We start from the raw sequence: 21086 nt of genomic DNA, 5'->3' as shown, positions 1-21086 counted from the left end.
GTTCTAATGCCGAGAGTGAATCAAACCTTGCTCTAATGGTATTCAGACCATGAGGTTCGATTCATAGCGGGGCTAGCGCCGCGCCGCATGCGCGCCGTTGCCATTGCCGTTCTCATCAAGCGCGCGGCGCAGGCGGCGAATGATCACGCTGCGCGCGCGCTCGTCGGCCGCCGCTTCGACGCTGGCGTTGATATCGAGCAGCAGCTTCGACATCTCGTTGTGCCAGTCGAGCTTGACCACCGATTCGGGCTCGAGCCGCCGGCGATGCTTGCCGTCGAGCGCGGTCGGAACCGGTGCGGCGAGCTCGTACACGTCGTCGAGCAACGGCTGAAAGATCTTCGCTGCCGGCAGCACGCCGCCGCCGAGCCGCTCGGCCAATGCGGCGATCGCCGTTTCCTCACCATGCGCGAGAAACAGCCCGCGATCGATTGGCCGGCGTTCGGTGATCCAGCGTGTCAGTTCGCCGGCGTCGGCATGGCCGGAGTAATCGTCGATGCGGCGGATCTTGGCTTTGACGCGGACTTCCTCCCCCATGATCCGCACCGCCTTGGCGCCTTCTTCGAGGAAGCGGCCGAGCGTGCCGTTGGCCTGATACCCGACCAGCAGCACGGTGCCGGTGGAGCGGCACAGCCAGCGCTTGAGATGATGGCGGATGCGGCCGGCATCGCACATGCCGCTGGCGGCGATGATGATGTGAAAGCCATTCAGCTTGGCGATCGCTTTGCTCTCTTCCACCGTCTCGGTGAAGCGCAGATGCGGCGAGGCCAGCAGCCGCTCGACATCGACATCTTCATCGAGATCGGCGGCGTGGCGGCGGAACACTTCGGTGGCGCGGATCGCCAGCGGCGAATCCAGGAAGATCGGCGCGCTCGGGATCGTGCCCTTTTCCATCAGGTCGATCAGGTCGACGATCAGTTCCTGGGTGCGCTCGACAGCGAATGCCGGAATCACCAGTGCGCCGCGCGCCGCCGCCGCGGCGTTGACTTCGGCGGCGAGCCGCTCGTGGCGGAGCTTCGGCGACGTCGGCTCGCGCACGCGGTCGCCATAGGTCGACTCGCAGATCACGTAGTCGAAATGCGCCGGCGCTTCCGGATCGGGCTGCAGCAGCTTGCCGTCGGGGCCGATATCGCCGGAGGCGAGCAGGCGCAGCGCCGACGACGAGCGGCCTTCGCCGTCGATCTCGATTTCGATCGAGGCCGATCCGAGCAGATGGCCGGCGTTCCAGAACCTTGCGCGCACGCCGGGAAGCACGTTGACCCAGCTCTGGTAATCGACCGGATAGAACGACGACAGCGTCGCGATCGCGTCGGCCTGGGTGTAGATCGGACTGACCTCGGGCTTGCCGCGCGCGGCGTTGCGACGGTTAAGCATCATTACTTCGGACTCCTGGATGCTGCCGGCGTCGGGCAGCATGTAGGAGCACAGATCAATGGTGCCCCGCGTCGCCAGGATTCGTCCCTTGAAGCCCTCGCGCACCAGCTTCGGCAGCAGGCCGCAATGATCGATATGCGCGTGCGTCAGCAGCACCGCGTCGATCTCGGAGGGGCGGAACGGAAATGCGCCGTAGTTCAGTTCCTTCAGCGTCTTGTGGCCCTGGAACAGGCCGCAATCGACCAGGAAGCGCTTGCCCTTGGTCTCGAACAGATAGCAGGAGCCGGTGACGGTGCGCGCAGCGCCGCAGAATCGGATGGTGACGCTCATGCGCGGGTCTCCTTGAAGGTCGTGCCGATCTCGCCCCGCAGCGCCTCGACGAACAGATCGTCGAGCGTGATCGCGTTGGTCGGGTGCTGCACGGTGTGGGTGGAGCGGATGCTGCGGATGCCGGCGGCGGCGAAGTCGCGCAGCATCGCAGGCGGGAAAAGCGCGTGAGTGATCACCGCATCGACTGACGTTGCGCCGGCGCCGAGCAGCGCACGGGTGCAGGCGATCAGCGTGCCGCCAGAGGAAACGATATCGTCGACCAGCAGTGCCGGCCGTCCCGCGATTGCGCTCGCATCGCCAAACGCGATTTCGACCGACCGATCGCCATGGCGGATCTTCTGCGCCACCGCCGATCGCGTGCCGATCAGTTTGGCCAGCGCATCGACCCATTGCTGGGATTCAGAGTCGGGCCCGATCACGACGGTGTCTGGATCGAGCGTACCGCGCAGCGCCGCGGCGATCGCCGGCATCGCCGACAGCTCATCCGCCGCGATACCTGGGAACACATCGCCGAGCCGCGGCGTGCGATGCAGATGCGGATCGACCGTGATGACGCGGTCGACCAGCCCAGCGAGCAACCGGCCCATCGCCTTCTGGCTGATCGCGTCGCCAGGATGAAATGCCACGTCCTGGCGCATGTAGCAGAGATACGGCGCCAGCAGCACCAACCGGTTGCAGCCTTCGCGGCGCAGCGCTTCGGCGGCGAACAGGATGGTCACCAGCTTGTCGTTGGGCTGGTCGAGCGGCAGATACAGGATCGTGGTTTCTGCGCTGGGCCCGACATTGACGGCGATCTCGCCGTCCGGAAAGCGGTGCTGCGTGATCAGGTGCGAAGGCACGCCGAGCCGTGCCGCGAGCCGGATTGCATCGTCCGCAGCCGAGTCCAGATAGCGGAGGGCGACACTCACGACACCAGATCCACGTCGGCGGGCGTGTGATGATTGATCGCGAAGCCGGACTCCGCCTGTGCGGCTGCCAGCGCCAGATCGAATTCGGAGCGGTCGGACGCATACACCCGATACAGTGGCTCGCCCTTTTCGACGCGGTCGCCGATCTTCTTGAACAGATCGATGCCGGCGCCCTTGGCGACCGGCGCGCCGGCGCTGCGGGCGAGCCGGTTGATGCGCAGACAGTCGATGCCGTTGACCACGCCATCGGCGGCAGCCAGCACATCGGCGGCGTAGCTGCCGAGTTCGGCCGGACACGGCGAAGGCCCCTGCGCGTCGATGATCTGCTGCATCTTCTTCAGCGCGGCCCCGCTGTCGAGCAGCTCCTTGGCGCGGGCATAACCGGTGCCGCCGCGGAGTTTAGGGTCGTATTCAAGCAGATGCGCAGCGAGCCGCAGCGATTTTTCGCGCAAGTCAGCGGGCGCGCCCGGCTCGTTGCCCAGAACCGCCATCACGTCGCGGGCTTCCAGCACCGGGCCGATGCCGCGGCCGATCGGCTGACGGCCGTCGGTGGTGACTACCTCGACGCTGATCCCGAAATGATCGCCGACGAACTCGAACAGCTTGCGCAGCCGCATCGCCTCGTTGGCGTTGGTGACTTTGGCGGACGGGCCGACCGGGAAGTCGATCAGCAGCCGGGTCGAGCCGGCGGCGAGCTTCTTCGACATGATCGAGGCGACCATCTGCTCCGGCGTGTCGAGGCTGAGCGGTCGCTCGACCGAGATCAGGATGTCGTCGGCAGGCGACAGGTTGACGTGGCCGCCCCACACCAAACAGCCGCCGCAGGCGTGCACCACCTGTTTCATCTGCTCGACGTCGAGATCGACCCGCGCCAGCAGTTCCATGGTGTCGGCGGTGCCGGCCGGCGAGGTGATGGCGCGCGACGAGGTCTTCGGAATCATCAGTCCGTGCGCGGCGACGATCGGCACCACGATCATGGTGGTGCGGTTGCCCGGAATGCCGCCGATGCAGTGCTTGTCGACGACGATCGGCGTGTCCCATGTCAGTTTGGTACCGACCGAGGCCATCGCGCCGACCAGCGCCAGCAGTTCGTCGGTCGTGGTGAAGCGCGCGGCGCTGATCAGGAACGCGGCGATTTCCATGTCGGAGTAACGGAAGTGCGCGAGGTCATCGACGATCGCGGTGATCTCCGCAGCCGACAGGGTGTGGCCCTGGATTTTGGCGCGTACCGCGTCGAGGCTTGCGGGCGACCGCGCCGGCGTCACCGACACGGCACTGCCGACCGGCTCATTGAAGCGGCGGAACGCCGGCTCGGACAGGCCGACTTCGTCGGGGCCGATCATCGCGTCGTCGTCGGTGATCATCAGCGTCGCCAGCAGCACCTTGGAGTTGATGCGCAGTTCGACGCGGCTGAAGCCGCGAAACACCTCGGGGCGCAGGGCGCGCGAGCGGCGGGAAATCACCGCGACGTTTTCGCGGCCGGTGTCGAGGCTGATCCGCCGGATCGTCAGCGGCGGGCGGGTGAGATCGGGAGCATTCAAAATAGCGCAACTCCGCGCATCGGCCGGGCGGCCTTCAGGAGCGCGTGGCGAAGCGGAGGGGGCCGGGACACGCGATGGCCGAGGCTAGAAGCTCGGCCCGCGGGTCCATTTGATGCGCGTCAATGTCCTGCGCGGCCTTGGGTCGCGGTTCAAATCCCCGCCGCCGTCACCACGCGGTCCAGTTGCCCCCGCAACCGGGCGAGCGGCGCCGCCGGCTCGCGCACCAGGCGAAAACCGAGGTGGATCGGCGGCAGGCCGGCCGAGCAGCCGCCAGCTTTGGCGTCGCGGATGAAATCGGAGACGTAGGCGCGGTGCAGCCCCTCGGCGACCCGCACGCCGCAATTGGCGGTCTGAGCCTGTGGCCGGCCGGCCGCGTCGATCGCGCTGCGGTCGAAGCAGGTGGTGGTCCATTCCCAGACGTTGCCGGACAGATCGAGCAGCCCGCGCTCGTTGGCGCCGAAGCCGCCGAAGCTACGTAGCGCGGCCGACAGATTGTCGCGATCGGATTCGCGCTCATAGCGCGCGATCCAGCGCACCGACGGATCGTCGCTGTCCAAGGCGAGCCCGTCATCCTTGAACTTGCTGCCCGCCGCAAATGCCCATTCGGCGTCGGTCGGCAGGCGGTAGTGTGCGCCGGTCTTGCGCGACAGCCAGTCGGCGTAGGTGGTGGCGTCCTGCCATGAGACCTGCACGGCGGGCCGGTCGGCGCGAACCGCGGTATCGGCCAGCATCGGATGACAGGCGCCATCATCGACGCAGAGTTGATAGTCCGCCGCACTGACTTGATGCAGCATGATCGACAGCGGGCGGTCGAACTGCAGTTTGGTTCGCGGGGCCTCGATCTGCCGGCCATCGCGGGTGAATTCGCCGGGCAGCCGGTAGTCCATCGCACCCGGCGCGATCTCGACCATCGCCTGCTGGCCGTCGAGCGCGGCGTCGCCATGGCCGATCACCAGCGGCGTCACCACCAACGGCGTGGCGAAGCCGGCGAGGGCAGCGAGAGCGATCTTGGCTTTGAAGGCGAGCAGCATGGGAGTTCGGTGGGGTTGGGGTTGTTGCTCATTCGTGGATGATCTCACCCCGTCATCGCGAGCGAAGCGAAGCAATCCAGCTCCGAGCACTGGACTGGACTGCTTCGTCGCTTCGCTCCTTGCAATGACGGAGAAGAGGGGGGGGGGGCTCACAAACGTGAGCCTCGGAAACGTGGCGTCTTAGTTGGTCGGACCGCCCGGGATCGGGCCGGGTGCGCTGACCTGCTTCATCAGATCGTCGTTCCACTTGCCGTCGACCTTGAAGTGCGCGGTGGCGCCGAGCTCGATCGCTTCGATCAGATTGTGGTTGAGGTAGGCGTAAACGCCGGGCTGCTTGAAAGTGTAGAGCGCAGCACCGGCCGAACCGCCGCGAATGAACCAGGTCTCCAGATTGGTCTCCGGCGGATTGGCGAACTTGCCGGTCTCCCAGACGTAGTCGCCGTGACCGCCGATCAGGTGCGGGCGGGTGTCGCGGTTGGCCTGCGAATGCACGATCAGCACGGTCTCGCCGACCTTGGCGGGCATCGCGTTCTTGCCGGTTAGCGCTCCGACCTTGCCGTTGAATACGACATGGGTCGGGATCAGCTTGCGCATCACCTCGGCCGTGTCGACGTAGGATTCGGCCGGCGACGCATAGGCCTTGTATTTGCCGTTCGGATCCTTCGGCACGTACATGTCCTGCTCGCCGATGTAATAGACCCGGTCGTACCGTAGGGGCTTGCCGCTCCGATCCTTTAGGCCGTCACGCGGCAGCACCATGATGGCGCCGTTCATGCCGGAGACGACGTGCCACGGGATCATGTTGCCGCCCGGGGCGCAGTGATACACGAACACGCCGGAGCGATCTGCCTTGAAGCGCAGCACAACCTGTTCGCCGGGATTGATCAGCGTCAGCGCGCCACCGCCCAGTGCGCCGGTCGAGGCGTGGAAGTCGATGTTGTGCGGCATGGTGTTGCTGGCGGGATTGACCAACGTCAGTTCGACGTAGTCGCCCTCGTGCACCACCATCAGCGGTCCGGGCATCGAGCCGTTGAAGGTCATCGCCTGGAATTTGGTGCCGTCTTCGTCGATCACCACTTCCTTTTCCTGCACCACCATCTTGAATTCGACGACCTTGGGGCCGTCCTTGGTGGCCTGCTGATGCGCGTGCACGAACGGAGGTGCGACCAGTTCGATCTTCTGGCGCGGCAGCTTCGAGACATCGTCTTCAGCGGCTGCTGCTGCCACGGTCGGCGCGCTGAGTAACAGTGCGGTGACGGCGGCGCTCAGCAGAGTATCTCGGCGGGTCATCATAGTAGAGGTCCTTGCGGCTGGATTGAAACTCGGCTGGCGCAACCATGCTCCTGCCGCGCCGCCGCTGTTTGTCCCAGCACAAGCTCGGAGATGAATACCTTTCAACTACGGGGGCACCCGCATCCGCCATTCGTTGGATGTGACAACTACGAGGTGTAGGAACCCACCGAAACGTTGTTGCGCGACAAAGAACGCAGTCGCCCCGGGCGTCAGCGTGGCGGGTCAACGGAGACGACAATGTCGATTGACCGCACCCTCGTAGTCGAAGACGTGATGCGCCGATGGCCGGCGACGATCCGGGTGTTCCTGGATTTCAAGCTCGCCTGCGTTGGCTGCCCGATCGCGACGTTTCACACGATCGAGGATTCCTGCCACGAGCATGGCATCGCCGAGGCGCCGTTTCTCGCGGCGCTGCGTAAAGCGGTGGCGAAGTCTCAGGAGGTCTTGTCGTCGGGCGCCTGATCGGCCAGCACCACGAGCTGATGCGGCTCGCGCAGTACGATCTTCTGCCGGCCGCTTTCGATCAGGCCCTTCTGCTCCCAGCCCGACAACAGCCGGCTGACGGTGTGCAGGGTGGTGCCGGTCATCTGCGCGATGTCCTGCCGGCTGATCGGGAAATCGATCTGCACGCCGTTCTCGACCTTGCGGCCGCTCTGCTTGGCGAGCCGCAGCAGCGCATGGGCGACGCGCTGCTCGACCTGCTGGGTCGACATCTCGACCACCCGGGAATGCGTCTCCTGCAGCCGACCGCCGACGGTGCGCAGCGTGTTGGTGGCAAGCGCCAGATACTGCTCGACCAGCCGTGGCCAGGCCGCGGTCGGCCACGCCAGCACGATCGAATCGTCGACCGCGGTGGCGGTCGCCGGATAGCGGTTGAGACCGATCGCCATCGCCACGCCGAGCGTCTCGCCGGGCGCGACGTAGCGCACCACGATCTGCTCGCCGGCCGGCGTCACTTTGCTGGCGCGAACGTGGCCGTGCAACAGCACGAAGAACGAATGGGCGTCCTCTCCCTGTTCGAACACATGGCCGTTCTTGGGAACCCGGATCGACTGCGCTTCCTTCAGCACGGCGTCGAGCTCTGCCCGGCTCAGCCCGGCAAACAGCGGCAGTTTCGCAACCATGGAAGTGTCGATCGTCGCCATCGAGGCTCTCGCGCCAGGGTTCGGTCCGCGCCAGCTAAATCGCGATTGCCGGCGGGGAGCAAGGGGATATTGGCTGGCGTCCTGGTCAGCGGAGCCTGCGCCGCTCGAAAGTCGAACTCAGGATTGTGTCGTCGGCTTCCGAGCGCTGTGACGCACGCCGTGTATGATGATCTCTGATGGTGTTGCCCGATAGAAAATCACGTAGGGATAAGGATAGGCAACTACACGACGTAGACCCCTCGTAGTTTCCCTCCCAGCCTCCGGATATTCGAGGAGTAGCTCAATCACGGCGCGGACGCGCGCTTTGACGTGGCTCGCACCCCGCGGTGAACGTTGGTCGATGAAGTTGAGGATTTTGTCGAGCTCGGCGGCAGCACGGATCGTATAGCGTAGCTTCACAGCCCGTGCTTGGCCCAGATGGCGCGAACTTGCTCCTCCGTGGCGAACTCGCCGCGTTCCGCCTGCGCTAATGATTCATCGAAGGAGGCTGCCTCGTGTGGAGACAGCTCGAGTGCCGGCTGGTCCACTGCCGCAAATTGCATAAGCAGTCTAGCCAATGCGTCCTGCTGCTCGGCAGGAAGGCCGCGGACGGTCTCGATCGCCTGTTCGAAGAGCTTGGTCATTTATAAATGTTAGCCGGCATTCGAGGTTTTAGAAAGCCCGAGCCGCTAGCTTGGCAGATCGTTCATCGCTCGGGCAGATTCGGCGTCAGGCCGTCCTAATGCGCCAGTCTGCGGGTAACATGGTCCCGCGGGGAGATGACGGCCCGCATCCCTTCCTCAAACCGCTGCCGGCGCGTGGGCGAACACCACTTCGATCAGCGTGCCGGATTGCGGCGCGCTCTTGATGTGGAAGGTGGCGCGGTTGGCTTCGACCAGCGCCTTGGTCAGCGACAGGCTGACGCCGGCGGCTTCGGTACGGTCGCTCGGTGTGCGGAACGGCTGCAGCGCGGCGGCGAGTTCGTCGTCGTTGAGACGGCTGCCGGTGTCGCGGACGCGGAGCACCACCTCGCCTGCATCGCTGAGCGCGGTCGAGACGATGACCTGTCCGGCGGCATTGGCCAGATGGATCGACGTACTGATCAGATTCATGATGATCTGGCGCAGCGCCTGTGCGTCGGCCACCACCGTCGGAAGCGAATGCGCCAGCGAGGTGCGGATGATGATGCGCTCGCGATTGGCCCGCGGCTGCATCACCGCAACGCTCTGTTCGACCAGCTCATTGAGGTTGATGCTGGCGAAGGCGAGATCAAGCTTGCCGGTCTCGATCCGCGACAGATCGAGCAGATCGTCGACAATGCCGATGACGCGCTCCCCGGAGGCACGGATGTCCTTCATGTAGTCGACGTAGCGCTCGTTGCCGAGCGGGCCGAACCGCTCCTCGATCATCACCTCGGCAAAGCCGATGATGGCGTTGAGCGGCGCGCGGATTTCGTGGCTGAGCCGCGCCAGCACGTCCGCCTTGGCGCCGGTGGCGCGTTCGGCGAGCCGCTTGGCCTGGCTCAGTTCTGTTTCGGTACGCTGGAGCTGCGACAGATCGCGGAACACGGCGAAGAAATTCGGCCCATCGGTGCGGGTCCGGCCGATCGTCATGCTCAGCGGAAACAGCCCGCCTTCGCGCACCTGGCCGAGCGCTTCGAGACCGTGGTCGAGCACGCTCTGGGCGCGGCCGCTCTTGATACTGTCCAAGTAATCGACCACGGCTTCGCGGCTTTCCGGCGCGAACAGCTCGATCAGATTGTGCTGCACCAGCGCGTCGCCGTCGTAGCCGAACAGTGCTTCGGCGCTGCGGTTGGCGGCGCTGATCTCGCCGGCTTCGTCGAACATCAGCACGCCTTCGGCGGTCGTGTCGAGAATTGCGCCGAGCTCCTCGGCGTTCGCGGCGCCGACCACGGCGGGCGCATCCTCGATCGCAGTCGTCGGCGCAAACGGCAGCTCGGGCACGGCAGTCGGTGCAGGGGCGGGCGAGCAGATCAACGCCAGCGCCTGATCGCCATCCCAGGCGATCGTGAACAGCCGCGCCTCGGTCGGAGCCGCGTCGCCGCCTTGCGCGGCGGTGATGGTGATCGGCGTGCCGGTCTCCGAACTACTGCTGGAATCGCCGACGCCGGAATCGACGTACAGCGCATCGAGGCCGCCGGCGTCTTCCAGCGCAGCGACGCTCGCAAAGCCCATCCGTGCCAGGAACGCCGGATTGGCATAGAGCAGCCGGTCGAGCCGATAGATCAGCACGCCGACGGGCATCAGATCGAGCAGCAGGCGGTCGCGCGCGCTGGCGCCGCTCGCCGGCGTTGGCGTCGGCGCGAGCCAATCGGCGCGCGGTGCTTCCGGCGCATCGGTCGGTGCCGCGTCCTGCTCTGGCGCAACTTCGTCGTCGGCAATTGATGGAGCATCCGCGGTCGTCGGCGTCTCGCTCGCGAGCCGGGCTGCCAATTGCTGCGCCAGTTCGTGGAAGGCACTGTTCTCGCCCGGAGTCAGCGACGGCGCACGCGCGTCGTTGGCGGCGCGGAACGGCAGGACGTTTTTCGGGGTATCCACGGGCGTGTCCAAGGGGTTCAGGAGCGGGTCCAGAGCAGCGGCCTGGTCTGAAGCGGGGGAGTTCGGCGCGCGATCGGCCGACAGCGGCTGCGGCCGCAGCGGTTCGTTCGGGCCGTGCCGGCGTAGCGCGGCGAGATAATCGAGCGCGGCGAGATCGCGGCAGACACCGAAGCCGCGATAGCCGGCAAATGCACCGCCCTGATCCTGCACGGGCAGGCCGGACATTTCGATCGGCAGCCGCAGCGCGGCGCCGTCCGCCGGCCATTGCAGCGTGATGCCGCTCCAGGTGTGGCGCGTGGCAAGTGCGGCCGCGACGAGACCTTGCGGATCGAGCCCGAGCCGGTCGGCGACCTCGGTCCAGCGTTCGCCGAGATTAGCAGCGGTGTGCGGGCCGATCAGGCGGAGGAATTCATCCGAGGCGATCGCCAGCCGGCCGGCCAAATCGATCTGCCAGACGAAGCGGAGTGGATGCCGCCGCGGTGCAGGTGGTTCGGGCGCCGTTTCGACGGCCGGTGCAGCGTCGGTTGCCGCCTGCTCGGGAGCGGCCGGCTCGGGGGCCGCGGATTGTTCGACTAAGGCCGGCTGGACTTCAATCTCGGCCGCTTCCGGTGCTGCAGGCTCGTCGGCGACGGCCTCGATATATGGCGAAGGTTCACCGGTCGGCTCTGGCGCGGCAGGCTCATCGATTAGCACCACCTCGGCGGCCGGTTCTTCGACAGGAGCAACCGGTTGCGATTGCGGTGCGTTGGTATCGACTGTGTCCGCCTGCGGCTCGGTCGATGCAGGCTGCGCCTCGACAGCGGGGGCGACGTCGTCGAGCAGCGTGAATTCGGCGGGCTCTTCGCTCAGGATTGCGAAGGTCTCGTAGTCGGGCTCAGTCGCTGCCGCCTCGGTTTCGGCCGGCTGCTGATCCGTTGCGGGTTCTAGAATGCTCTCCGACTCGACGGGCGCCTGCGGTTCGCTGGACTCGTCTTTTGCATCCGGGGCGACCGCGATCGGCTCTGGAGCTTCCTCAGCGGCCCCCAGAGCTTCGACAGTCGGCTCGGCTTGCGCAGCCGGCTCGACCGGCGCCGCAACGGCAGCCGGGTGCTCGGTTTCAGGCTGCGGATCTGAATCGGCCTGATGCTGCGGCTCTGGAGACCTGGCTGTTGGTTGCTGACCGGGCTCGGTCGTCGTCCCCGGCGCCAGCAGTGCGATCAGGCCGACGTCGGCACCACTGCCGACCCGCTGCAGCACCAAATGGCCAAGTCCGATCGGCGTCTCGGCGCGGCCGAGCCGCAGCGCGTCGGCACGGGCCTGGTCGAGACCCGCTTCGCTCAGATTGCGGAAGCCGAGCAGCGTGCGCGCGGCGGCGCTCGAGCCGACGAACAGGCCGTCGCTGGCGAAAGCTGCGATCGGGGTGTCGACGCCTTCGACAAGGCCGCGCAGCCGGTCGATCAGCGGCATCGGGCGGCCGATCGATTCTGCGGCGGCGATCAGGATTCCGGCGCTGCCATCGGCGAAGCCGAGCTTTGTGCAGGCGCAGGTCACCAGCGCGCCGAGCGGGGCGCCGAAGCCGCGCAGCCGCTCCAGCCGCGTCGCGCCGTTCGGCGGCAGCTTTGCGGCGAGCTGGGCGACCTGGCGGCGGTGCGGATCGGCGGGACGAAAGTTGCGGCCGGCGAGCTCGGTGGCGTTTGCGGCGTCGAACAGCCGGGCGGCGACTGGGTTCGCCCACAGCACGCGGCTGCCGTCGGTCGACCACAGCCACGCCGGCAACGTCCGGGTCGCGTGCACCGCGAGCCGGGGATCGTCGACCCCTCGCAATTGAAAGTCCCAGTTCGTCATCGCTACTCGTACGCCCGGCTCGCCAGTGGTGCGCCTGTGGCCGACAGAGCGCGGGGCCTGAGAACCTTAACAATTCATTATCGCCAGCGGCTCCCGTTAGGTCCACGTTTGCGATGAGGCTATCCCGTCTTAAGCGCCGATAACCTTAATTTGGCCACGCCTGAGGACCTCGAAAGCCCTGATCGCGTTGGAAGGTTGCAAAACCATGACGATCGGTCACGATGCGCTAGTCGACATCCGCCGGTCACACCGGCGATGCGATAGGTCGGTAAGGTCTTCGGCGCCGGGTCGAGCAGCGGCGCAACAGGCGGAAGGAGCTGACGATGGATCAGGAAGAGCGTGATCGGTTCGAGATTCCCAAGGAAGTGCGCTCGATGGCCGAGGCCGGGTTCGATCAGGCCCGCAAGGCGTTCGAGCACATGCTGTCCAGCGCCCAGCAGACGGCCGCCACCATCGAGGATCGCGGCGCCGCCGCCCGGGCCAACGCCAAGGAGATCACCGGCCGCGCCGTCAGCTTCGCCGAGCGCAACGTTCACGCCGCGCTCGATTACGCCCAGCAGCTCGTCCACGCCAAGGATCTCGGCGACGTGATGCGGGTCCACAGCGAATACGTCCAGTCACAGATGAAGGCGTTTGCCGAGCAGGCGAGCGAGATCGGTCAGGTCGTCAGCAAGGCGGCGCAGGACGTGACCAAGCCGAAGAGCTGAGCCTCCTCAAAGGCCGGCGGGCCACGAGCCCCACCACCGCCCACCACGCCCATGGCGCGTAATGCGGCAGTGCAATGCAATTTTATGTTGCATTGCACAATTTCTGTGGTATTTTGTGACGAATGGACGGCTTTTGTCGTCCCGGCTCGGCGTACAGCCTGAACATTGCGCAGGCCGCTCGCGCGGGTCACTTCGATAGCCCCACCAGCGAAGGATGCCCCAATGGCCGACTCGAGCGATCCGTTTTCCACCGTGCTGCCGTTCCAGCTTCCGGAGCAGGTCCGCGCCTTCGCCGAAAAGGGCGTGTCGCAGGCCCGCGAAAGCTACGCCAAGCTGAAGGACGTCGCCGAGACCCAGAACGGCACGATCGAGGCGGTGTTCACCTCGGCCAGCAAAGGCGCGACCGACTATTCGACCAAGGTGTTCGACTTCGTGAAGACCAACACCAGCGCCAGCTTCGACTTCGCGCAGAGCCTGATCGGTGCCAAGACCCTGCCGGACGTGATGGAATTGTGGACCTCCCACGCCAAGAAGCAGATCGAGACGCTGACCGCGCAGACCAAAGAACTGACCGAGCTGACCCAGAAGGTCGCCGCCGAGACGGTCGAGCCGATCAAGGCCAACGCTTCGAAGATCTTCAAGCCGGCCGCCTGATCAGGCCCGGTTTTCAACGTTTTCAGGGCCCGGGCCATCCGCCCGGGCTTTTTCGTCGGAAGGTTGTTGTCGACAGCACCCCCGACATTGGTTTTGCAGCCGATCACGGTCTTGCCAAAGCGCGGCGTTGCACCTAGTTTCCGCCCGTTCGCGGGCCACCTCGGCCGCGCCGGATGCAGTTGTAGCTCAGTTGGTTAGAGCGCCTGTCTGTGGAACAGGAGGTCGGTGGTTCGAGCCCACCCAACTGTACCACTCCTAAAATCTCTCTTTTCAGATCGATCAGCCGCCAGCCGCCGAAATCGAGCGGACCGACGCGCTTGGCCTGCCCCACGCGCCCGAGATCGCGTGTACGGACCCGTGGCTATGCGGCACTCCCATAATACCGTTTCGGGGAGATTCTTCGTATTCACCTTAACTCTATCTTGATGCGCCTCGACCTAAGATTGCGACAAGTTGCGTTGAGTTTAGTAACCGGAGTTTGCGGATGCGCCTGAGTAAGCCGCGCATTGTCGTTTTGGGCATTGCTCTCGCCGCCGGCGCTGCTGCCGCGTTCCTGGCGAGCAGCTCGGACTCGGAGCGACCCCGCCAGGTTGCGGAGCCTGCTCCCCAGCTCCAGACCGTCGATGTTCTCGTCGCGAAATCGAATATCGCGCTTGGACAGCTCGTCACCCCGTCGGATGTCCGGTGGCAAAGCTGGCCTGCCGATAGCGCCAGCGAGCACTTCCTCCGCCGCGACAAGATGCCGAACACCGAAGCCTTTCTCGCCGGGACAATCGCGCGCTCGCCCTTCGTTGCCGGCGAGCCGATCCGCGAAGTCAAACTGGTGAAGCCCAACGGCTCCGGCTTCATGGCGGCGATCCTGCCGACCGGCATGCGCGCTGTCTCGACCGAGATTTCGCCTGAGACCAGCGCCGGCGGCTTCATTCTTCCCAACGACAAGGTCGACGTGATCCTGACCAAGCGGGACAAGAGCTCCGATATTCCCGGCGCCAAGGACACGGTGACGTCGACGACGATCCTGACCAACGTGCGCGTGCTCGCGATCGACCAGTTGCCGAAGGAACGGGAAGGGCAGAACGTCGTGGTCGGAAAGACCGCGACCCTCGAGCTCACAGGCGATCAAGCCGAAGTGCTGACGCGTGCCCGCCAGTCCGGCACGTTGTCGCTTGCGTTGCGCAGCATCGCGGACGCCCGGATCGTGGCCGAGGCATCGGACCAAGGCGACAAGCAGATCACCGTGTACAGAGGCACGGACAAAGAGCTCTACAGCTGCGCGCCCCTCTGCGAACGCAGGTAAGCCTTGAAGCACCCCCGCGAGAGGCGGCGAGCCTACAAGGTGGGCTACCACGCCTTGCCGGCGCTACGCAGCGACTGCGTGAGGTCACCACGCCCTTTCTGAGATGGTCCCAGCCGGCCGCTTGCTGAGCGGGTGACCGCGCTTGCGTTGCGGCACATGTCCGGAACGGAATGCCGGACCGTCACGTTGCTTCAAGCGAAACAAAGCGCGGGGGAGCCGGCATGACCGACCGGGAATTGAGCGATCAGGCGATCGCCGTGTTGGTGGATGTGGCCCGGACGGCCGGGCGCGACCTCAACGCGGGGCAGCGGCTCGAGCTCGACCGGCTGGTTTCGGATGGCCTGGTCGCGGTCAGCACCTCCGGCGATCCGGCCGGGCAGCGTCATTATCGTCTCACCGTGGCGGGGCAAACCGCCTTGGACCAGCGCGGCGTCGGCGCCAACGAAGCTTAGCCGCCAAGCTTGTCGCGCAAGGCCCGCTCGCGCTGCTTGCGAATTTCTCGCGTCTCACGCACACTCCGCCAATCAGCCAACTAACAACAAGGCGGCCGAACGCCTGCGGGGAAACGTCAGCACAGCAGGGGGGCCATCCATGATCTCGACCCATTCGATCTCGCCGCGCGTCGTTCGTCGTCATGGTCTTGTTCTGGCTGCCAGCTTCGGTCTGTCACTGATTGCCGGTGCGGCGTTGGCGTACACCGCCGAGCAGCAGCAGGCGTGTACGGGCGATGCGATGCGGTTGTGCGGTGCGTTTGTCCCGGATGTCGACCGGATCACCGTCTGCATGATGCAGAACAAAGCGCAGCTTACGCCCGCCTGCCGCGCTCAGTTCGGACCGACGCCGGTGGCGATGCGTTCCAACGAGGCCGTGCGGCGCAAACCGACGAGCCTCAAGCCCCGCAAACCTCTCAAGCGCGAGCGGCAGTAACTGACAAAGCCTCCCAGGTTCCGGGATCTGCGCGACAGCTTGCCGCGTTGGTGTCGAAATCGACGCGCATATCTCGCGCCTGAGGAGAGCTTTGTGACAGAGATCGATCACCGCGCCGAACTCGACCGCCATCTGCAGTGGTTCGAGTCCAAGCTACCACCCCGGCCGGCGCATTTCGTCGGCTGGCTGCGGCGGCCGTCATCTAAGTATGTTCGGCTGCCCCTCGGAGTCGCCCTGGTTGGTGGCGGCATGCTTAGCTTCCTGCCGGTCCTGGGCCTGTGGATGCTACCCCTCGGCATGGTGCTGATCGCTCAGGACGTGCCAGCGCTCGAGAAGCCGACCGCACGGACGCTGAACTGGATCGAGCGCAAATGGCTGGAGCGGCAACGCGGCCGCGGTACGGATACTAAGCCTTTCGATGCTGATCAGCAGGTGGAGCGCTCCGATTCATCCACCAAGACGGCGGCCTGATCAGCAGGCGCTGTCATCAATCTGCTATTCAAAAACCGTCTTCGGGACTCAATGAGAGCCTGTGCGTCGCACCGAATGCGGAACCGGTGTGACTCAAAAACCAGCGGATCGCTACAATCTGGCGAGGCAATGATGATTGCTTGCAATTTTGTCTTTCACGAATCAACGAGCTGATTCACCTTGCCGCCAAGGTCAATCGGGAGGCCAGGGTATGAACGTCATCGTTTTTGCTTCGCGTAAAGGCGGCTCGGGAAAAAGTACCCTGGCTGCTCACTTGGCTGCACAGGTCCATAAGGCATCGCGTCCGTGCCTGCTGATCGATGCCGATCCGCAAGGCTCGCTGACGCTGTGGCACAAACTTCGCGGTACCAATGAGCCGCCGTTGCGCACCGCAACGCGGTCGATCAGCGACATCGTCGCCGCCGCAAAGCGCGACGGCATCGAATGGGTGTTCGTCGATACGCCGCCGAACCTCTCCGCCGTGGTCGACGACGCGATCCGCAACGCCACGATGGTGATCATCCCGGCGCGTCCCGGCGTGTTCGACGTCAACGCGGTGCAGGATACGATCCAGACCTGCCGATCGCACCGCAAACCCTACGCGGTGGTGCTCAACGGTGCCCCGGCGCTGCGTGATGACGTCGAAAGCCGCATCGTCACCATCGCGCGTGATGCGCTCGCCAAGTTCAAGGCGCCGGTCTGGGGCGGGCAGATCACCAACCGCGCCGATCTTCTGATGGCGCTCGGTGAAGGCCAGGGCGCGCGCGAATATGCCGCCGAAGGCCGCGCCGCTTACGAGATCAGCCGGCTGTGGGCGGCGATCGAACGCTCTGTCAAGGCGATCCGCGGGGCCGGAAATTCCGGCATGCACAAGCAGGCGGCCTGACCGCGACCCAACACCACTGCAGCGCGCGGCCACCCGCGCGTTTTTCATGAGCTGTTGCGACCGATCGCCGCGTGCGCTCGGACAGACGATTGCGCAGAAAAAAACCGGGCCCACGAAGAGCCCGGCTTAAGGTCTTTGGCCTGATAGGCCGACACAATCACCTTCCAAGAGGGATAGCTGAGCCGCCGCGCTACTGGAGGAGGGGGACTTGATGCAGCGCGACCCCTCAACGTGAGAATGATTTGATCCGCGATCCGGCGGCCCGGCAAGCGGGCCCCCCGCATGTCAGACATGCGGAGCCCCGGGAGCGACAAATCAGCCCGGCCAGCGTTGCGCCTTGTTGACGACGAAGTCGCGGAACACCTGCACCCGCGCCACCGTCTTCAACTCCTCCGGATAGACGAAGTACGTGTCGAGCTGGATCGAGTCTTCCTCGCCAAACAACTGCACCAGACGGTTGGTGTCCTCGATCAGGTAATCCGGCAGCGCTGCGATGCCGAGGCCCTGCTGGCAAGCGCGCACCAGGCCGAGGATGTTGTTGACCTTGAAGTAGGGCTCGCGCGGTCCCATGCCGCTGCGCCCGGCTTCGATCAGCCAGCTCCGGTTCTGCAGATGCGGCGGCACCTGGCTGTCGCTCAGCATGATCAGCCGGTGATTGTCGAGATCCTCCAGCGTCCGCGGCGTACCGAAGTTCTTGATGTACTCCGGCGAGCAATAGGCGTGAAAGCCGATCGAGAACAGCTTGCGCTGGATCAGGTCCGGCTGGGTCGGCTTGCGGGTACGGATCGCGACGTCCGCCTCGCGCATCGACAGATCGAGCTCTTCGTCAGTGACGATCAGCGAGATCCGGATCTCCGGATACAGCGCGGTGAATTCGCCGAGCCGCGGCACCAGCCAGTGAATGCCGAGCCCCGGCGTCGTGGTGACCTTGAGGTCGCCGCTCGGCCGCTCGCGGCTGTCGGTGAGCTTGGCGCGTGCCGCCTGCAGCTGCATGAACACGTCATGCGCAGTGCGGAACAGCAGATCGCCCTGTTCGGTGAGGATCAGCCCGCGGGCGTGGCGGTGAAACAGCGACACCGAGAGCTCTTGCTCGAGTGCGCTGACCTGCCGCGACACCGCCGACTGCGACAGCCCGAGCTGCTCGCCGGCATGGGTGAAACTCCCCGCTTCGGCAGCGGCGTGAAAGACCTTCAGCTTATCCCAGTCCATATCGGTGAACCCGTCGCGGTGTCGCGCCATCCAGAGAGTTATTCGGCCGCTTGGCGGTCGCCGGCGCGCAGCGCCAGGAAGCGTTCGGCTTCGAGAGCCGCCATGCAGCCCATTCCAGCTGCGGTGACGGCTTGGCGGTAGGTCTCGTCGGCGACGTCGCCGGCGGCGAACACGCCAGGTACCGAGGTTGCGGTCGAATTTGCCGCAACCTCGACATAGCCCGACGGTTTGAGCTTGATCTGGTCTTTGAACAGCTCGGTCGCCGGCGCATGGCCGATCGCGATGAACACGCCGTCGGCTTTGACCTCGCTGGTCGTGCCGCTCTTGACGTTCTTCAGACGGACATGGGTGACCTTGGTCGGGTTCTCGGCGCCGCAGATCTCATCGACCGCGACGTCCCAGATCACCTTGATCTTCGGATGCTTGAACAGCCGGTCCTGCAGGATGCGTTCGGCACGGAAGTGGTCGCGTCGGTGCACGATGGTCACGCTGGCGGCAAAATTGGTCAGGAACAGCGCCTCCTCGACCGCGGTGTTGCCGCCGCCGACCACCACGACATCCTTGCCTCGATAGAAAAAGCCGTCGCAGGTGGCGCAGGCCGAGACGCCGAAGCCCTTGTAGGTCTGTTCGGACGGGATACCGAGCCAGCGCGCCTGGGCGCCGGTGGCCAGAATCAGCGTGTCGGCCAGATAGACGTCTCCGCTGTCACAGGTGAGCCGGAAAGGCTGCTGGCTGAGGTCGAGATCGACCACGAGGTCGGTCTTGATCCGGGTGCCGACGTGCAGCGCCTGCTTCTCCATCTGCTCCATCAGCCAGGGGCCTTGGATCACATCGGCGAAGCCGGGGTAGTTTTCGACGTCGGTGGTGATGGTGAGCTGGCCGCCCGGCTGCATGCCCTGGATCAAGATCGGCTCCAGCATCGCGCGAGAGGCATAGATTGCGGCGGTATAACCGGCGGGCCCGGATCCAATGATCACGACCTTGGCTTGAACCGGACTCGGCATGAATCAGTCCCCGAAACTGAGGGCGGCGCGACGCAGGGAAAGGCCTGGCTGGGGCATCGCCAATGGGCGGAAGATCAGACAGAAGTCTATGTGATTTGGTGAGCTATGCAAGATTTGCAATACCTCCGTGCAGGATTTCCCACCAAGATTGGAAAACGAGCTGTGAGCATCGCGAAATAAAATTACCCAAATTTCGCGGGTTGCGCTAAGAGAGGCTGTTTCTAAGCCGAATCCGCCTTGCGGGAATAGCACCAGCGTGACCAAGAGCCTCGACCAGATCGACCTCAAGATCCTGCAGGAAATCCAGGACGACGGCCGAATCACCAATGTCGAACTGGCCAAACGGGTGGGAATCTCGCCGCCGCCGTGTCTGCGCCGGGTGCGGACGCTGGAGGAGGAAGGTTACATCCTCGGCTATCGCGGGCTGCTCGATCCGGCGCATCTCGGCTTCGACGTCACCGTGTTCGCCTCGGTGCACCTGTCGAGCCAGGCCGAGGCCGACCTGCGCGGGTTCGAGGAATTCGTCCGCAACGAGCCGCTGGTCCGCGAGTGCTGGATGCTGTCGGGCGAAGTCGACTTCATCCTGAAATGCGTCGCGCCCGACATGGCGACGTTCCAGAATTTCGTCGCCCACCTCACGGCCGCGCCGCACGTGCGCAACGTCCGCACCTCGCTGGTGCTGCGCAATTCGAAATATGCCGCCGCGGTGCCGCTGGAGTTGAAAGCCGCGACGACCTGAGGCCGCCGCTGCAATCTTTTCAGTGCTGGTGCGGTGTCAGCGATCGCGCCGCAGCACGCGATCGAGACTGATCGGTCCGCCGCCCGACGTGGCCAAGTACAAGCAAGTGAAGCACATCGCGATCGCCAGGGTGCCGCCGTTCAGCAGAGGCAGCCAGACCGGTGTCGCGCCTTTGAAGACGTGGCCGAGGAAATAAGCGAACGCCATCTCGCCAGACAGGATGAACGCCACCGGGCGGGTGAACAGGCCCAGCATCAGCAGCGCGCCGAGGATCAGCTCCAGGCTGCCCGCCGCGCCGTACAGCGAGAACAGCTCGACTTTGGCGAACGTCGGCACCGGCGGGTATTTGAACAGCTTGGCCACGCCGTATTGAAGCAGCAGCAGGCCGGTGATGAAGCGGAGCAGGCTCAGGGCGAACGGCTGCCAGCGCGCGAACGACTGATTCATGGACGATCCTAATCTCGAGGTGGGGGCAGTCGCGGCCGAGCAGAACTGCCGCCGACCGTACGGAACATTGCCGCAACACCATTGCACCAGCGACTGAATTCGCCGTGAGGCGCTTGGTTTCGGGCAACAAAAAAGCCGCGGCGAAGCGCGGCTTTTTCGTCCCGTCGAGGAGGCGCTGTCAGCGCCACTCGACCTTGGCGATCTCATAGGCCTTGGCGCCGCCGGGGGCGACGACTTCGACCGAGGAGCCCGCTTTCTTGCCGATCAGCGCTCGCGCCAGCGGCGAAGTGATCGAGATCTTGCCCTTCTTGGCGTCGGCTTCCGCCTCGCCGACGATCTGCCAGACCGCCTTCTTCTCGGTGTCCTCGTCGATCAGGGTGACGGTCGCGCCGAACTTGACGGTGTCGCCCGACAGCTTGCTGACGTCGATGATGTCCGCGCGCGCCAGCTTGTCCTCGAGTTCGTTGATCCGGCCTTCGTTGTGGGACTGCTCTTCCTTGGCCGCGTGATATTCGGCGTTTTCCGAGAGGTCGCCATGGGAGCGTGCTTCGGCGATGTGCTCGATGATGCGCGGACGGTCCACCGACTGGCGATGCTTCAACTCGTCCGAAAGTGCGGCGTAACCGCTCGCAGTCATCGGTATCTTTTCGACCATCGTCTCTTCATCCTTCAAGAATACGTTGCGGATCGCCGAACCCTGCTCGCCCGCAACGTCGTCGGCTGTTTACGGCGGCGCCGCGCCTGTGCGGCGTCCGAAGTCGGTTC

General features: G+C 65.1%; 22 protein-coding genes and 1 tRNA gene. 10 read left to right on the top strand and 13 right to left on the bottom strand.

All coding sequences use genetic code 11. The features are described from left to right. Window positions 1–72: 72 nt before the first annotated feature. The 5 genes from HZF03_RS20730 to nirK all read right to left on the bottom strand — a co-directional run bounded on the left by HZF03_RS20730 (window position 73) and on the right by nirK (window position 6474). Window positions 73–1701 (bottom strand): MBL fold metallo-hydrolase, encoded by a 1629-nt coding sequence (locus HZF03_RS20730; RefSeq protein WP_119019930.1) that lies wholly within the window; start codon window positions 1699–1701, stop codon window positions 73–75. After that, the gene (locus HZF03_RS20725; RefSeq protein ID WP_119019929.1) at window positions 1698–2609 is read right to left on the bottom strand and encodes a ribose-phosphate pyrophosphokinase; all 912 of its coding nucleotides are present in this window, start codon (window positions 2607–2609) and stop codon (window positions 1698–1700) included. Before HZF03_RS20725 ends, HZF03_RS20730 begins: the two co-directional genes overlap by 4 nt. Continuing rightward, on the bottom strand, window positions 2606–4150 hold the full coding sequence (locus tag HZF03_RS20720) for a thymidine phosphorylase family protein (RefSeq protein WP_042441276.1): 1545 nt from the start codon (window positions 4148–4150) through the stop codon (window positions 2606–2608). The genes HZF03_RS20725 and HZF03_RS20720 overlap by 4 nt, the downstream gene beginning before the upstream one ends. Before the next feature lie 149 nt (window positions 4151–4299). Continuing rightward, window positions 4300–5181, bottom strand: a complete 882-nt coding sequence (locus HZF03_RS20715) for an SUMF1/EgtB/PvdO family nonheme iron enzyme (RefSeq protein ID WP_119019928.1) — start codon at window positions 5179–5181, stop codon at window positions 4300–4302. Window positions 5182–5361: 180 nt separating this feature from the next. Further along, the gene (nirK, locus tag HZF03_RS20710; RefSeq protein ID WP_119019484.1) at window positions 5362–6474 is read right to left on the bottom strand and encodes a copper-containing nitrite reductase; all 1113 of its coding nucleotides are present in this window, start codon (window positions 6472–6474) and stop codon (window positions 5362–5364) included. A gap of 237 nt (window positions 6475–6711) precedes the next feature. Between nirK and HZF03_RS20705 the strand changes: the two genes are divergently transcribed. Continuing rightward, the gene (locus tag HZF03_RS20705; RefSeq protein WP_119019485.1) at window positions 6712–6936 is read left to right on the top strand and encodes a DUF1858 domain-containing protein; all 225 of its coding nucleotides are present in this window, start codon (window positions 6712–6714) and stop codon (window positions 6934–6936) included. On the opposite strand, the gene HZF03_RS20700 is transcribed toward HZF03_RS20705, so the two are convergent. The 4 genes from HZF03_RS20700 to HZF03_RS20685 all read right to left on the bottom strand — a co-directional run bounded on the left by HZF03_RS20700 (window position 6909) and on the right by HZF03_RS20685 (window position 11980). Beyond that, complete coding sequence (locus HZF03_RS20700) at window positions 6909–7619, bottom strand: Crp/Fnr family transcriptional regulator (protein ID WP_119019486.1); 711 nt, start codon at window positions 7617–7619, stop codon at window positions 6909–6911. The two genes, HZF03_RS20705 and HZF03_RS20700, sit on opposite strands and share 28 nt — an antisense overlap. A 117-nt stretch (window positions 7620–7736) precedes the next feature. After that, a complete protein-coding gene (locus HZF03_RS20695; protein WP_119019487.1) occupies window positions 7737–8018 on the bottom strand; it encodes a type II toxin-antitoxin system RelE/ParE family toxin in 282 nt (93 codons plus the stop codon). Next, a complete protein-coding gene (locus tag HZF03_RS20690) occupies window positions 8015–8242 on the bottom strand; it encodes a hypothetical protein (RefSeq protein ID WP_119019488.1) in 228 nt (75 codons plus the stop codon). Before HZF03_RS20690 ends, HZF03_RS20695 begins: the two co-directional genes overlap by 4 nt. Before the next feature lie 156 nt (window positions 8243–8398). Beyond that, the gene (locus HZF03_RS20685; RefSeq protein WP_119019489.1) at window positions 8399–11980 is read right to left on the bottom strand and encodes a PAS domain-containing protein; all 3582 of its coding nucleotides are present in this window, start codon (window positions 11978–11980) and stop codon (window positions 8399–8401) included. Window positions 11981–12303: 323 nt separating this feature from the next. On the opposite strand from HZF03_RS20685, the gene HZF03_RS20680 reads away from it, so the two are divergent. The 8 genes from HZF03_RS20680 to HZF03_RS20645 all read left to right on the top strand — a co-directional run bounded on the left by HZF03_RS20680 (window position 12304) and on the right by HZF03_RS20645 (window position 16922). After that, window positions 12304–12687, top strand: coding sequence for a phasin (locus HZF03_RS20680; protein ID WP_011159673.1), 384 nt, complete (start codon window positions 12304–12306; stop codon window positions 12685–12687). Window positions 12688–12909: 222 nt separating this feature from the next. Next, window positions 12910–13341: a phasin gene (locus HZF03_RS20675; protein WP_011159672.1), complete on the top strand. Its 432-nt coding sequence runs from the start codon at window positions 12910–12912 to the stop codon at window positions 13339–13341. 175 nt (window positions 13342–13516) lie between these two features. After that, window positions 13517–13593, top strand: a tRNA-His gene (locus HZF03_RS20670). Between the two features lie 232 nt (window positions 13594–13825). Continuing rightward, window positions 13826–14638: a Flp pilus assembly protein CpaB gene (gene cpaB / locus HZF03_RS20665; protein ID WP_011159616.1), complete on the top strand. Its 813-nt coding sequence runs from the start codon at window positions 13826–13828 to the stop codon at window positions 14636–14638. A 221-nt stretch (window positions 14639–14859) separates the two neighbouring features. Continuing rightward, window positions 14860–15090: a hypothetical protein gene (locus HZF03_RS20660; RefSeq protein ID WP_042441267.1), complete on the top strand. Its 231-nt coding sequence runs from the start codon at window positions 14860–14862 to the stop codon at window positions 15088–15090. A gap of 139 nt (window positions 15091–15229) precedes the next feature. Then, a complete protein-coding gene (locus tag HZF03_RS20655) occupies window positions 15230–15565 on the top strand; it encodes a hypothetical protein (protein ID WP_119019490.1) in 336 nt (111 codons plus the stop codon). A gap of 93 nt (window positions 15566–15658) precedes the next feature. Continuing rightward, window positions 15659–16036 carry a hypothetical protein gene (locus tag HZF03_RS20650; protein ID WP_012497403.1) on the top strand — a complete coding sequence of 126 codons (378 nt, stop codon included), beginning with the start codon at window positions 15659–15661 and terminating at the stop codon, window positions 16034–16036. A 211-nt stretch (window positions 16037–16247) separates the two neighbouring features. Continuing rightward, the gene (locus HZF03_RS20645) at window positions 16248–16922 is read left to right on the top strand and encodes a ParA family protein (protein ID WP_011159612.1); all 675 of its coding nucleotides are present in this window, start codon (window positions 16248–16250) and stop codon (window positions 16920–16922) included. 315 nt (window positions 16923–17237) lie between these two features. On the opposite strand, the gene HZF03_RS20640 is transcribed toward HZF03_RS20645, so the two are convergent. Continuing rightward, complete coding sequence (locus tag HZF03_RS20640) at window positions 17238–18161, bottom strand: LysR family transcriptional regulator (RefSeq protein ID WP_011159611.1); 924 nt, start codon at window positions 18159–18161, stop codon at window positions 17238–17240. Window positions 18162–18169: 8 nt separating this feature from the next. Further along, window positions 18170–19135 (bottom strand): thioredoxin-disulfide reductase, encoded by a 966-nt coding sequence (gene trxB, locus HZF03_RS20635; protein WP_011159610.1) that lies wholly within the window; start codon window positions 19133–19135, stop codon window positions 18170–18172. 256 nt (window positions 19136–19391) lie between these two features. Here trxB and HZF03_RS20630 point away from each other — a divergent pair, with 256 nt between their 5' ends. Continuing rightward, complete coding sequence (locus HZF03_RS20630) at window positions 19392–19874, top strand: Lrp/AsnC family transcriptional regulator (RefSeq protein WP_011159609.1); 483 nt, start codon at window positions 19392–19394, stop codon at window positions 19872–19874. Between the two features lie 36 nt (window positions 19875–19910). On the opposite strand, the gene HZF03_RS20625 is transcribed toward HZF03_RS20630, so the two are convergent. After that, window positions 19911–20321: a DoxX family protein gene (locus tag HZF03_RS20625; RefSeq protein ID WP_011159608.1), complete on the bottom strand. Its 411-nt coding sequence runs from the start codon at window positions 20319–20321 to the stop codon at window positions 19911–19913. 178 nt (window positions 20322–20499) lie between these two features. Next, window positions 20500–20976, bottom strand: coding sequence for a transcription elongation factor GreA (greA, locus tag HZF03_RS20620; protein WP_011159607.1), 477 nt, complete (start codon window positions 20974–20976; stop codon window positions 20500–20502). Between the last annotated feature and the right edge of the window lie 110 nt (window positions 20977–21086).

This window comes from Rhodopseudomonas palustris (genome assembly GCF_013415845.1).
GTDB lineage: Bacteria > Pseudomonadota > Alphaproteobacteria > Rhizobiales > Xanthobacteraceae > Rhodopseudomonas > Rhodopseudomonas palustris_F.
The sequence above is the reverse complement of the archived record's forward strand: the minus strand, read 5'-3'. Positions and strand labels throughout refer to the sequence as shown.